The sequence below is a fragment of the Lancefieldella parvula genome (genome assembly GCF_963530955.1).
GTDB classification, from domain to species: domain Bacteria; phylum Actinomycetota; class Coriobacteriia; order Coriobacteriales; family Atopobiaceae; genus Lancefieldella; species Lancefieldella parvula_A.
The window spans coordinates 1-13,203 of the sequence record NZ_CAUSFQ010000032.1; the positions used below are offsets into that span (position 1 = coordinate 1).

Sequence of the window (13,203 nt, forward strand, 5' to 3'; positions counted from 1 at the left end):
CTAAACTCCCCTTCTGAAAAACCGCCAGTACGCTCAGTAAATGCGAGCGTGACCCCGCATGGAACCTCAGGATCCATGAGCAGGGTCACGCCGTGTAAGCACTGTCTATTCAGCGCGCACATGTTTAGATGCGGCTACGCTTAAGGAAGTCTGGAATATCAAACTCTTTCTCATTAGAAGAGTTATTGGTGCGAGCAGGCTGTGGCTGAGCAGCTACAGGACGAGTTGGCTGTGGCTGAGCAGGACGGCTTGGACGGCTGACGCTCTGAGTGTTCAGAGTTGGAAGCTGCTGCTGAACGTTAGAGTCATTGAAGCCAGTTGCGATAACAGTTACGCGAACTTGATCGCCCAGGGACTCATCAACAACAGTACCAAAGATGATGTTAGCGTCAGGGTCAACGTTCTTAGCAACCAGGTCAGCTGCCTCGTTAATCTCCTGAATACCAAGGTCTTTGTTGCCAGCAATAGAGAGAAGAACGCGAGTTGCGCCCTCAATAGAGCTCTCAAGCAGGCGGCTAGAGATTGCCTCAGTTGCAGCATCAGCAGCGCGGTTATCACCAGCAGCAATACCAATGCCCATCATTGCGCTACCTGCGCCCTTCATGATGGTGCAGACGTCTGCAAAGTCGAGGTTGATCAGACCAGGAACAGTGATGAGGTCGGTAATACCCTGGGTGCCCTGGCATAGAACGTCGTCAGCCATGCGGAATGCCTCAAGCATGGTGGTCTTCTTCTCAGAAAGATCAAGCAGACGATCGTTTGGAATAACGATGAGCGTATCAACGTTCTCGGAAAGAGTCTTGATTCCGTCAGCTGCGGAACCATAACGACGACGACCCTCGAAGGAGAATGGCTTGGTAACAACGCCAACGGTCAGTGCGCCAACGTCATTCTTTGCAATATCAGCAACAACTGGAGCAGCGCCGGTACCAGTACCGCCACCCTCGCCAGCAGTGATGAAGACCATATCAGCGCCAGCAAGTGCTGCCTTGATCTCATCGCGGCTATCCTCTGCTGCCTCTTTACCAACCTCAGGGTTAGCGCCAGCGCCAAGGCCCTTGGTGATGTCAGTACCGATGTGAACCTTAATGTCAGCATCGGAGATTGCAAGTGCCTGTGCATCGGTGTTTACAGCAACGAACTCAACGCCACGGATGCCTTCTTCAATCATGCGGTTGACAGCGTTAGTTCCGCCGCCACCAACGCCAACAACCTTGATAACAGCAAGATAGTTGTTAAGGGTATCGGTGTCCTTAATCATGTCTTCCTCCTTGAGGCACGCTTGTGCCCGTTTGTCCCGGAGCGCGACTGCGCTTAGGCTACGTTTATGCGCTCGCAGAACCGCTGTATAAAACCCTAAACCTCAAGTTAAGGCTTACGCTTCATGCAAAGCGGGGTATATTTGCACAACTCACCCTTGCAAGTCAAATAATATGTAGAAATTGTGAAGAAACCTGGTAAACGGTAGGAAAAAATAGCCTAACGGCGCGTGGTAGTACCGCGTTTACCTACGAAACACCAGAGCCAGACTGAACGTTTCCGGTAGAAACACGCCTATAGGTTGGGCTTGCAGGTGTTCTTACGTTCAAGTACGTAAGTTCTCCTGGGAACTGCTTAAGCATTGCCAGAATCACTTTTTCTTTGTCAGCAATCTGTGTTGGAGAGCCCAGGGCAACCTGCACACCATTGGTAAGCGTGACAGAGATTGCATCAACGCTACTAGCCGAGTAACTCACAATCTGTGACGTAAGCTCTGACGAGAATGTAGACTGATACTGCATAACTGCTTGAATTTCTGCATCTGTTGCCGTGGTACCCGCTACAGGAGAAACTGTTGCGGGAACATCAGTAATGAGCAGCTCGCCTTCTGAGGTTGCCTTCTCAAGCGCAACGGTAGCGGTAGTTTTTCCTTCTGGTACGTTGAGCTGATCTGCCTCAAGCCAGACGTTATTCTCGCCCAAATACCATGCAACCGGACCAGAAGAAAGCGCCACAATGGCTGTGACCTTGCGCTCTGTGATGGTAATACGCAGCGTATTGGGGAACTGCCTCTCGTACGTTGCAGAAGCTACCCAAGGGTCCTTCTGAAGTTCTTGGGTAATAAGGGACTCATCCATATTGAGCAGGGTCGTTCCCTCTTCTACTGCAATGAGCTTTTGAATTTGCTCGTTAGAGACGTGCTCTGTTGGCTCTACCTGAATGTTGGTGATAGCAAAGACTGAGGAAGAACGTAGGACGAGAAAAGCAATGCCAGCGAGAAGGGCGAGGCTAAGCAAAACGATAAAGGCTGTGCGTACTGTCTTAAACGATACTTTTCTGCTGTGTTTAATACGCTCAGCACGAGCTTGAGCTGCAGTTTTTGTAGCGTTATTTGGCTTTTTGGCAGAAATCTTTTTAGCAGAAGGCTTGGCATCAGGAGCTGTAGCCTCAACCTTTGGCTTAGGCTTAAAGGCCTTGCTCATAAAAGAAGGCTTAGTAGCGCCTGTCGTCTGAGTAGAACCAGACGATAAAGGCTCCCTTTTTGTGCCCTTACGGCGCGTTGTTTGCTTTGAAGTATCTTCTGCCATATCTTCCCTATGCCCCAAAACCCAGAAGTTTAACCTCTGGCTGAAGATCAATGTCAAACTTTTCTTGGACCGCATCGTGTGCTCTGCGCATAAGTGCAATGACATCTGAGGCGGTGGCGTTACCGGTATTCACAATAAAGTTGGCATGAATATCAGAAATCTGTGCGCCGCCCTCAGTAACTCCCTTAAGACCACACTCTTCAATAAGTGCACCAGCAGACCTGCTGCCTGGGTTCTTAAAAACAGAACCGCAGCAAAGCTGACCAGTTGGCTGAGTATTTCTTCTACGCTGCAAGAGTGTATCCATACCAAGAGCAACTTTAGGACGATTAGATGCTGTCAGCGCAAACGTTGCCTCAAGGATGATCTCATCTGGTGCAAACGTAGTGTAGCGATAACCCCATTCAATCGCGGAGGCATCGTAGCGTACAAGACCCTTGCCAGGCTTTAGCACCACGCAATCACGGACGGCTTTACCAATCCAATCATGCCTGGTACCTGCGTTCATCGAAAGAGCGCCACCAATAGTTCCAGGGATACCAGCGCACATCTCAAGGCCAGAAAGACCTGCTTTCATGGCCTCATTGCAAACGCGTGCTGTAAGCGCACCTGCACCTGCAGTAATGAGGTTATTCTCGCCAACTGAAATGGTAGAAAGCTCATCGTCGAGCACAATAACGCAGCCGTTGTAGCCCTTATCGGAGACAAGGATGTTTGAACCCTTGCCCAAAAGCACCCAATCAACTCGATTAGCTGCAAGCACCTCAAGCACACGCACCAACGCCGCATGGCTGTGAACAGCAGCAAAAAGCGACGCCTTACCACCAATCCTAAAGGAAGTATGGTGGCTCAGCGGCTCATCTTGCTTGATTGTTGCATCAAGGGCCCCAGAAAGGCTTACATAGGCGTTAAACAAGCTCACGGCAGAGGTCCTAGTGGTTCTGAAGACGCTCTTTGAGTGCGCGGATAAACATTGGTCCAATCTGAGTGACGTCACCTGCGCCCTGAGTAATCAGCAGATCTCCTGGTTTAACCGTATCAAGAAGGTCTGCGATAAGATCTCGGCGAGAAGGAATGTAGCGCACGTCAGAAACAGTATTGGCAGCCTCAACTCTTGAAGAAACGGTCTTGCCCGAGACGCCTGGAATAGGCAGCTCACCTGCGGAGAAGACATCCATGACGCGCAAAACGTCAATGCCGTCAAACGCGTGTGCAAACGAATCTGCCAAGTCCTGAGTTCTGCTATAGCGGTGTGGCTGGAAAACAACAACAACGCGCTTGAAGCCAAGAGGAAGAGCTGCAGACATGGTTGCTGCAATCTCGGTTGGATGGTGGCCGTAATCGTCTACGACGGTAATACCGTTGATGTCTCCTACGTGCGTAAAGCGACGGCGTGCGCCTTTGAACTGCGAAAGCGCTGCTGCGGCCTCCTCAAGGTCAAAGCCAAGAGCATCAGCAACGGCAATTGCAGCGGTTGCGTTTGCAACGTTGTGCTTACCAGGATTAGCTGGAAGTACCACAGAAATAGTCTGACCAGAAGGAGTCTTGATGGTAAGAGGATTCTCAATTCCAGCTTTTCTCTCCTCCTGCGTGCAAACAAAATCGCAGCTTGAATCAAAGCCGTAGGTAACTACGTGCCTACCAGTTGACTGAGCAAGCTCAACGTAATGAGGATTATCGCCGTTGATAACAACAGTTTCTTCCTTATCAAGCAAGCTCATAAACTCACAGAAGGTCTTCTCGATATTCTCTAGAGAGCCGTAATGGTCAAGGTGATCTGCCTCAATATTGGTGACAACAACCACGTTAGGGTTAAGGAACATAAACGAACCGTCAGACTCGTCCGCTTCGCAGACAAAGTACTGGCCATTACCGTTTTTACCATTGGTATCGTAGCCCTCAACAACGCCACCAATCAAAAATGATGGATCAGCGCCAAGTTTGTCCAACATGGTAGCAACCATAGAAGATGTGGTGGTCTTGCCGTGAGTACCCGCAACAGCAATGGTCTTGCGGCCGCGTGACAAATACGAGAGCATCTTAGCGCGAGGCCAAATAGGAATGGAAAGCTCACGTGCGCGAATGACCTCTGGGTTTGTCTCTGGGATTGCGGTAGAGGTAACAATGACATCAGGCATCACAGCGTCAATAGTGGCTGCGGTGTGGCCGATGCTTACTTGAATACCTGCATCTTCAAGCTCTCTAACATAATGCGAGCTCTTTAAATCGGAGCCGGTAACGGTGCAGCCGCGCTCGTGCAGAACAAGCGCAATTCCGCTCATACCTGCGCCACCAATTCCAATAAAATGTGCACGCGAGATGGTCTTCTCGCCCATGGAATCTGCCATAAGAGAGCCTTTCCAAGTATTGTTATCGTTTGAGTCTTGGACATACCAAGACATGTTTACTCTAACGCAAAACGAGTTGTTTTATACGCCACAAACGGCACTTTCCACAGCGTCAGCCACAAGAGATGCGGCGCTGCGCTGGTCAAGTGTAGCAGCTGCCTCGGAGAGCTTTTTGCGCTGGTCCGCGTTATCTACCAGCTCAAACAGAGCTGTCGAGAAGGTCGTGGTGCCCACCTGGTTATCTGGCACCAGAATAGCTGCCCCCGCGTCCGACAACAGGTGTGCGTTAGTAGTCTGATGATCTGCTGTTGCCAGAGGGTACGGCACCAAAATGCTGGGGAGCTCAAGCGCTGCAATCTCAGCCACAGAAGATGCTCCGGAGCGAGAAACCACCAGGTCAGCCGCAGCAAGGGTGGCGCCCATGTTGGAGATGTAGGGCTTAACCTCCCAGCGAGCAGCCTCCTCGTCAGAAAGTTTCATGAGCGAGACAACCTCATCGTAGAGCTTCTGGCCTGTTGACTGGATGATGCGCAGGTTAGGACGGGTAAGAAGCTCCTGCTTAAGCGCAGCAAACGTCTCGTTGATACTACGAGCGCCCAAACTACCGCCAAAGATAAGCAGCAATGTCTGATTGTCTGCAATACCCAACTCTTGCCTCGAGGCGGCTCTGTCAGCAGAAAGAACGCTCTTACGCACAGGATTGCCAGTAACCACAATGGTGTTTTGAGCCTTTACGTGGCCCTCAAAAGCCTTGCGAGCCTCTGGGAACGCAATGCACACCTTAGATGCTTTACCAGCAGATACACGGTTAGCAAGACCGGTTACTGAGTTCTGCTCGTGAATCAAATACGGGATATGGAGTTTTGCGCAAAGCTGAAGCAAAGGCAGCTCAACATAGGCGCCAAAACCAATAGCAACATCAGGTGCACCCTGATCTTTGAAGCGCTTGTGCAGCTGCATCTTTGCGCGCTCAAGATTGTATGCCGCGCTCATAAGCGTCCAAGGACGTCTACGATCAAAGCCATTTACATGGATAGCTACCAGCTCAAATCCTGCCTCAGGTACCAGCGTACCTTCAAGCTTGTTGGGCTGACCGTAAAACGTAACCTGGTGGCCGCGCTCACGAAGCTCCTCAGCTAGAGCCAGAGCTGGGTTAATGTGACCAGCGGTTCCACCTGCAGCAATTGCAACAGAGAGTTTCTTCTGTTCTGCCATGCAATCCATCTCCTAGAAATCAGCTATCGACGAGGCCTAGTGTTACTTCCACGAAGCCTGTCCGATGCAGAAGGTCCCAAATCAATTCTGCGCCTTCCGGAGGCATCTGTCGTAATACGGCCTTGAGGGGCGTCGTCATCTCTTGAGCGCAAAACACCTCGTGATGGGCGCGCAGAGCTTTGTGCACTGCTCTTAGGGCGAGGAGAACGTGGGAGTGGCATGCCTACTCCTACCCCACCATCAACCATGGTAAGACCAGCAAAACCTGGAGCATCAAAGGTATCTTGCTCTTCAGCTATGCTCCAAGACGCACGCTGCCTATCGTACTCGGTTTCTGGAAGCCTTGACTGCCTTGAAACAGACATCAAAAGTCCAACCATCAAGATACTAGACATGATGGTTGAACCGCCGTATGAGATAAACGGCAGAGGCTTACCAGAAAGAGGCAAAAGGCCCAAAACACCCCCGATGTTAACAAAGGCCTGGATGATAAACATAGAGGTACAACCTGCAGCAATAAGCCTGCCGGTCAAATCTGGTGCATAGCGAGCAATCTTAAAGCCTGCCCATACCAGGGCGCCAAATACAACCAAAAGACCCAAAACGCCAATAAAGCCCAGCTCTTCTCCAATAACCGCAAAAATAAAGTCATTGTGAGCCATAGGAAGATAGGAATATTTCTGGCGAGAAAAACCAAAGCCAACACCAAAAATACCGCCAGAACCAAAAGCATAAAAGCCCTGTGCAAGCTGATATCCTGCACCGTAATAATCAGCCCAAGGGTTGAACATAGTCACAACGCGAGCACGAGAATAATCATCTTTAAGAGATAAGAAGGCAAAGCCAATAAAGCCAGCAACAGCAATAGTTGCCAGAACTCTTCGGTCAACATCGGCAAGGTAGCCAATGACCAAAAGTGTTCCCACAATAATCAGTGTAGAGCCCTTGTCTGGCTGGGCCAAAATAAGAAGCAGTGGCGCAAGCGCAGCAATAGCAAACTTTTTAAAGAACTCCATCTGATCTATGGTCTGATCAATAAAGTACTGCTGAGCCAAATACGAGACAGAAATTAAGATGGTAATCTTTGCAAACTCAGACGGCTGGAAAGAAAACGGTCCAATTGAAATCCAACGGGTCGCGCCATATGCATCAGCACCAGCAATAGGAGTAAAAATAATTGCCAGCATTCCAATGGTCACAACCCAGATAGGTACCTGGAGATTTCTTACTACTGCGCGATAGTCAATGCGAGAAACAATAAACGCTAACGCAACTCCTGCTGCAGCAAAGCCAAGCTGACGCTGCACGTAGTAGAAGGGGTTATAGCCCATGTCCTCAGAAGTCATTGCAGAAATCGAGGATGCGGAATAAATCATTACCAGGCCAAAGCACACCAGAATAGCCGTTGATACCAGAAGCACCAAACGAGGCTGCATAAAACGCTCTGGAATAGCACCAAAGCGGCCTTTAGCCTGCGAGCCCTCGGAAGATTTCTGGCGAGAAGTACGTGGTTGCTGCGCGCGCTCCCCTGTTCTGTTTCTGCTGGTAGCCATTATCGACCGCTCTCTTTTTGAGCAAGATCTGCCACGAGCTGTTTAAAGACACGACCACGCTGAGCCATGCCTGTGAACTCGTCAAATGAGGAACAAGCTGGTGAGAGAAGCACTACAGAACCTGGACGAGCAAGCTCTACCGCACGGTCAAAAGCTTCATGCATATGAGGCTCTTCTACCACTTCTGCATGGCTGCCAGAAACGCGGCGAAGCGCCTCTGCAAAGCGAGGACCTGCCTCTCCAAAGCAGATTGCGTATGCACAGGTAGCGGATACCTTCTGAGCAAACTCATCAAGCTCTGTGCCCTTATCGTGACCACCAAGTAGCAAAATAACGTCTTTACCTGGGAACGAAGTTAATGACTTTTCAACTGAATCAGTGTTTGTTGCTTTAGAATCGTTGACGTACAAAACACCATTAACCGTATCAACTGGCTCAATTCTGTGCTCAAGCGGCATAAAGTCCAACAGGGCATGCCTAATAGAAACAATATCAAGTCCCAGGAATAAGCCACATGCAGCTGCAGCAAGAGCGTTGAGTGCATTGTGCGCTCCCCTAATGTGGAGTGCATCAGCTGCTACAAGCTCCATCTCTCTACCAGATAGCCTGACTACCAGCGCTCCATTGCGTACAAAGGCGGCGTTTTGCGTACCGGGATCTGTCTGAGCAAGATGGCATACGGCAATGCCGCGAGCCTCAAGGCGAGAAGACACGTCCTGACAAAACTCATCCAAGTCAGAAACAATTGCCAGGTCATTTGCATCAAGGTTGGCAAAAATCTTCTCTTTAGCTGCTGCATACGCCTCGAGTGAACCATGCCACTCAAGGTGATCCGGCGTAATGTTTAAAAGCATCGCAACGTGAGGATGCAATTTTTGAGTAGTAGCAAGCTGGAAGCTTGAAAGCTCTGCTACAAACCAGCTCCTAGGCTTTCTCTCTGCAAGTTGGTCCGTAATAGTTAGGCCAATATTGCCAACAGCGCTTGCATCAAGACCCGCATACTGCAGGATTGACGTGGTCAAACTTGTGGTAGTAGTTTTACCGTTTGTGCCGGTAATACCAATCCACTGTGAAGGACTCTCTTGATAGGCAAACTCTGGCTCGCCCATAATCTGCTGAGAAGCTTCCTTTGCACTTAAGAACAGCTCAGAGGTGTCTGGAATACCAGGAGATGCAATAGTCAGGTCAAAGGTACCCTTAACCTGATTGGAGCCGCATTGTACCTGTACGCCTGAGTCTGCAAGCTCTTGGATCTTCTCGCCAACAGTAGCATCTGCGCCGCCCACAAGAGTTACGGAAGACACACGACCCTCTGGCTGCTGCAGCAAATACGTGCAGACAGAGACGCCGGTCTTACCAAAACCAAGAACACAAACATTTCCAAGTGTTTCTAGAAGCGACACGCAATCGATCCTTTCTCAGAGCAATATCTTTAGTGAAGCTGGAAGTACAGAGCAAAGCCCAGAGCGGCAAATGCTCCGGAAATGATCCAGAATCTAAAGACTACTTTTGTCTCGTTCCAGCCAAGTTTCTCAAAGTGATGATGCAGTGGAGCCATCAAGAATACGCGCTTTTTAGTTGCCTTGTAGCTGACAACCTGAATGATAACGGACAGTGCCTCGATGATAAAAAGACCGCCCATGACCAGGGAAATTACCTCTGTCTTGGTAAGAACAGCCAGGGCCGCAAAGGCAGCGCCCCAGGCAAGAGAGCCGGTGTCTCCCATAAAAATGCTTGCAGGATAGCTGTTAAACCACAAAAAACCAATACAAGCGCCTGCGATAGATGCGGCAAAAACAGCAAGGCTACTCTCGCCATAACGGAAAGCTACCGCAGCCATAAAAATCATGACAACCATAACGCAGCCACCAGCCAGGCCATCAAGGCCGTCGGTCAGGTTAACAGCGTTGGAGAGGCCTGCCATAAGCAAAAAGACAAAGAAGAGATACAGCCAAGGGATAGAAATGACGTTTCCGCCTAAATTGACGGTAGTGGTGAGGATGCCCAGGTTGATATCAAGACCACCAGGGAACGCAATAATGGGCGTAATGCCCCAAATGTTAACTGCTGCCAGACAAAATGCAACAGAAATGGTAATAAGTCCAGCCATCTTCTGAGATGCGGTAAGGCCAAGGCTTCTACCATGAGCAACAGACTCGATATCGTCCAGAAGACCAAGCGAGCCTGTGAGCAGCATAGCTGCCATAGCAAGAATGAGGTCGGTGTTCCACTGAGCAAGTGCAATACAGGTCAGCACAATGCTTACCAGCATAACGACGCCGCCCATAGTAGGAGTACCCTGCTTGACCAGGTGCTGCTGAGGGCCGTCAGCACGAACCTGCTGGCCCACTCCCTCTTTCTTCATCAACTTGATAAAGAGTGGCATTAAGATCAACGTGATGATGCAGGAGACACCAAGTGCTACAAACACCTGGTATGTTGGGTAAATAGTCTGGTAAAACATTACTCAGTAACTCCTTTTACAAAAATATCAAGCTGGGCAGACCTCGATGCCTTGGCGAGAAGAACGTCTCCTTGCGCAAGTACTGGTCCGAGCACGGTAAGTGCTTCGTTAACATCACTGAACTGTTCAATTTTATCTTCCGAGAATCCCATAACGCGCGCAGCTTCAACCATTTCACGCGCGGCTCCCGTGCCTACAAAGGCAACAAGGTCAGGGTTTTTAGCAGCAATATAGGCGCCCACATAACCGTGGAGGCGCTTCTCCTCTGGTCCAAGCTCACCGATCTCTCCGATAAGGGCAATGCGGCGGCCTTCCGCTGGCATCTGCATCAACACGTCAAGCGCTGCAGCTGTGGAGTTTGGACTTGCGTTGTAAGAATCGTCAATAATCTTGGCACCACAGGTTGCGTCAAGTACCGAAAGACGCATACGAGTGGCAGGCATCTGCTCAATAGCCTCTGCAGCTGCGTCAAGGTCAAGACCAAGCGTTTCTATAGCCTCAAGTGCCAAAAGAAGGTCGTCTACCACAACACGCCCCGGTACCTCAAGGGTTACCGTGCGTGACCAGCCGGATGCAGCAACAATAGTGGCAGTTGGAAGGCCCTCCTCGTCAAGAGTGACCTGCTGCGCGCTCATGAGGTCAGCTTCTGTGGCGCCCACTGTCTTGCAAACAACGCGAGCAGGGCGAGCAAACTCATCTGCAATGAACTTGGTGTAGTCCCCCGCCGAAGCCTGAATAAGCGTAGGTTCAATTGAGTCAAATGCACGCATGCCCGAGACAATCTCTGCCTTGGCGCGCGCAATGTTTTCTCTGCTGCCGAGAAGACCAATGTGGCTGGTGCCAACGTTGGTAATAACCGCTACTGTTGGACGAGCAACCGAGGTGAGCCTGGTAATCTCGCCAGCATGATTCATGCCTAGCTCAAGCACAAGCACCTCGGTATCCTCTGGAGTAGAAAGTACCGTAAGTGGTAGGCCAATAAGGTTGTTGTGATTGCCAGCGGTTGCATACACACGACGAGTGGCGCCAATGCCGCGACGAAGCATTTCTTTGGTGGTAGTTTTACCAACCGATCCAGTTACGCCCACAACCAGCCAGTTTTGATGGGCTTCTCGCCAAGCAGCGGCAAGAGCTAGCAGAAACGCCTCACAGTCATCGTCAGCGGCTTCAAGAACGCTGACTCCTGTGGCGGCCAGGTTGTCGAGCAGATTGTCTGCTACAGGCTCAGATGCCACAACAACAGCAGCGCCCGCCTGGGCAGCAGATAAGAGATAGGAGTTTCCATTGACCTTCTCGCCAGCGAAGGCCACGAAGAGCGAGCCTTCCTGAACCTCGCGAGAGTCAATGACGGCCGCGCCCGCAACCTCGCGGGTTCCGCGGTGGAGCAGTCGTGCATTTGTAGCTGCGACTATCTGTTCAACCGAAAGCTTAACCATGAGCTCTCCTAGTTATTGATTGGTTGAATATTAAGGCGTGTGGCTGCGTCTTTTGCAAATTGCGAGAAGACCACAGCGGCAGATTGCGATGCAAGTTGGTGAGTATCGTTAAGTCCAACGTAAACCATCAGATCAGATTCTGAAGGATTTACAATACCGCAGAAAGAGGCAACAAAACCGGAATTCTCGCCGTACGAGCCGGTTTCTTCCACAACCTGCTGGCCGGTACCTGTTTTACCAGCAACAGTGTAGCCATAGATACCTGCGCGAACACCGGTGCCTTCTTTGACAACAGTAGTCATCATGTCAAGCTCGGCTGAAGCTGTGGAAGCAGAAATAACGTCTTTAGTAGGCCAGGTAACCTCTTGGCCGCCCTTTGAAACCATAAAGTGCGGAGTCACCATAGTTCCCTTATTGGCAACAGCGGTGTACGCTCGAATAACCTGGATAAATGGAATTGCAAGGCCCTGACCAAACGCCATGTTTCCGCCAGTTGGACCCTCGTATTCGTCCAGAGAGCGGACAATTCCTGTAGCCTCACCTGGGAAGTCAATGCCTGTGGCGTGTCCAATGCCGAACTTGTCAATTCCTGCCGCAAAGCGTTCATCACCTATGAGCTGCGTCTCGAGGAAGGCCATACCAACGTTAGAGGAACGCCTGAGCATCTCTCTTACGCTCATGTCCATGGCGCTGGTACGCCAGTCATCGTCGGTAACCTTGTTATCGCCAACTTTGAGCTCGGTTGGGATATTGAAGGTTGAATTTGGACCAAAGAGGTTGTCATCTATACCAATTGATGTAGTAATTACCTTAAATACGGAGCCTGGCTCATAGATACTTGAGACAAGCTTGAGGTTGAGAGATTCGTAGTCAACGCCGTTATCGCTCTTAAAATCTGGCAGAGGGTATGAAGCTGCGGCATAAATCTCTCCGGTACGAGGATTCATAGCCATGATTGAGCCACCCTGCTGGGCTTCAATGTCTTTGACTGCGGCAGTAAGCTGCTCTTCTGCCTTCTTCTGCAGCTCAATATCAATGGAAAGAACAATGTCCTGTCCATTTTGTGCCTCAGTGATGTTTGAGGTACCGCCAGCAATTGGCGTACCACCAGCGCCGGTCTCAACAATCATGTGGCCATTAGTACCTGCAAGGATATCGTTGTAGTAATACTCAAGGCCAGAAGCGCCCTCGTTGTCTGCGTTTACAAAGCCCAGAATCTGAACGCCGACGTTGCCATAGGGATAGACACGCTTGGTGTTGTTAACAAAATAGACGCCCTTGAGGTTTTTCTCGTCAAGTGCTGTTTAAATCTTAGAAGCGGTATCAGTGTCAACACGACGACGCACGTAGACAAAGGTGGTGTCTTGCTGCAGGTCTCCAAGGTAGTCTGAAGGGCTTCCGCCTAAGAACGAGGCAAAAACCTGAGCTACGGAGCTTGCGTCTTTAATCTCCGAAGGATTGGCATAGATGTCTTTGCAGTCAACGCTCATGGCTAAGACATTGCCGTTGCGGTCGTAAATGGTGCCGCGACGAGCGTGCAAGACAATATCGTTGGTGCGGTTATTCTCGGCACCCTTTGCAAGATCTGCTGCCGTAAAGATTTGCAGCCAAGCAAGCCTA

10 protein-coding genes and 1 pseudogene are annotated in these 13,203 nt (G+C 50.3%); all 11 read right to left on the bottom strand.

Annotation, left to right across the window (positions count from 1 at the left end):
- Positions 1-124 precede the first annotated feature (124 nt).
- Complete coding sequence (ftsZ, locus tag RWJ43_RS03510; protein WP_314007825.1) at positions 125-1,261, bottom strand: cell division protein FtsZ; 1,137 nt, start codon at positions 1,259-1,261, stop codon at positions 125-127.
- A gap of 247 nt (positions 1,262-1,508) precedes the next feature.
- Complete coding sequence (locus tag RWJ43_RS03515) at positions 1,509-2,567, bottom strand: FtsQ-type POTRA domain-containing protein (protein ID WP_314007827.1); 1,059 nt, start codon at positions 2,565-2,567, stop codon at positions 1,509-1,511.
- A gap of 7 nt (positions 2,568-2,574) precedes the next feature.
- The gene (gene murB, locus RWJ43_RS03520) at positions 2,575-3,489 is read right to left on the bottom strand and encodes a UDP-N-acetylmuramate dehydrogenase (protein WP_314007829.1); all 915 of its coding nucleotides are present in this window, start codon (positions 3,487-3,489) and stop codon (positions 2,575-2,577) included.
- A gap of 10 nt (positions 3,490-3,499) precedes the next feature.
- On the bottom strand, positions 3,500-4,915 hold the full coding sequence (murC, locus tag RWJ43_RS03525; RefSeq protein ID WP_314007841.1) for a UDP-N-acetylmuramate--L-alanine ligase: 1,416 nt from the start codon (positions 4,913-4,915) through the stop codon (positions 3,500-3,502).
- Positions 4,916-4,996: 81 nt separating this feature from the next.
- Positions 4,997-6,130, bottom strand: a complete 1,134-nt coding sequence (gene murG / locus RWJ43_RS03530; protein WP_314007831.1) for an undecaprenyldiphospho-muramoylpentapeptide beta-N-acetylglucosaminyltransferase — start codon at positions 6,128-6,130, stop codon at positions 4,997-4,999.
- Between the two features lie 23 nt (positions 6,131-6,153).
- Positions 6,154-7,683, bottom strand: coding sequence for a putative lipid II flippase FtsW (gene ftsW, locus RWJ43_RS03535; protein ID WP_314007833.1), 1,530 nt, complete (start codon positions 7,681-7,683; stop codon positions 6,154-6,156).
- Complete coding sequence (gene murD / locus RWJ43_RS03540) at positions 7,683-9,086, bottom strand: UDP-N-acetylmuramoyl-L-alanine--D-glutamate ligase (protein ID WP_314007835.1); 1,404 nt, start codon at positions 9,084-9,086, stop codon at positions 7,683-7,685. Before murD ends, ftsW begins: the two co-directional genes overlap by 1 nt.
- A 29-nt stretch (positions 9,087-9,115) precedes the next feature.
- Entirely contained in the window at positions 9,116-10,147 is a 1,032-nt protein-coding gene (gene mraY / locus RWJ43_RS03545; protein WP_314007837.1) for a phospho-N-acetylmuramoyl-pentapeptide-transferase, read from the bottom strand.
- Entirely contained in the window at positions 10,147-11,583 is a 1,437-nt protein-coding gene (gene murF, locus RWJ43_RS03550; RefSeq protein ID WP_314007840.1) for a UDP-N-acetylmuramoyl-tripeptide--D-alanyl-D-alanine ligase, read from the bottom strand. The genes mraY and murF overlap by 1 nt, the downstream gene beginning before the upstream one ends.
- Positions 11,584-11,591: 8 nt before the next feature.
- On the bottom strand, positions 11,592-12,713 hold the full coding sequence (locus RWJ43_RS03555) for a penicillin-binding transpeptidase domain-containing protein (RefSeq protein WP_314007844.1): 1,122 nt from the start codon (positions 12,711-12,713) through the stop codon (positions 11,592-11,594).
- Between the two features lie 24 nt (positions 12,714-12,737).
- A pseudogene (locus RWJ43_RS03560) lies at positions 12,738-13,073 on the bottom strand (penicillin-binding protein 2); the annotation flags it as partial.
- Positions 13,074-13,203 lie beyond the last annotated feature (130 nt).

Excerpts from the sequence above, each read along its gene's own strand:
- ftsZ (WP_314007825.1), bottom strand. The coding sequence starts at position 1,261 with ATGATTAAGGACACCGATACCCTTAACAACTATCTTGCTGTTATCAAG.
- RWJ43_RS03515 (WP_314007827.1), bottom strand. The coding sequence starts at position 2,567 with ATGGCAGAAGATACTTCAAAGCAAACAACGCGCCGTAAGGGCACAAAA.
- murC (WP_314007841.1), bottom strand. The coding sequence starts at position 4,915 with ATGGCAGATTCCATGGGCGAGAAGACCATCTCGCGTGCACATTTTATT.
- murG (WP_314007831.1), bottom strand. The coding sequence starts at position 6,130 with ATGGCAGAACAGAAGAAACTCTCTGTTGCAATTGCTGCAGGTGGAACC.
- ftsW (WP_314007833.1), bottom strand. The coding sequence starts at position 7,683 with ATGGCTACCAGCAGAAACAGAACAGGGGAGCGCGCGCAGCAACCACGT.
- mraY (WP_314007837.1), bottom strand. The coding sequence starts at position 10,147 with ATGTTTTACCAGACTATTTACCCAACATACCAGGTGTTTGTAGCACTT.
- murF (WP_314007840.1), bottom strand. The coding sequence starts at position 11,583 with ATGGTTAAGCTTTCGGTTGAACAGATAGTCGCAGCTACAAATGCACGA.
- RWJ43_RS03555 (WP_314007844.1), bottom strand. The coding sequence starts at position 12,713 with ATGATTGTTGAGACCGGCGCTGGTGGTACGCCAATTGCTGGCGGTACC.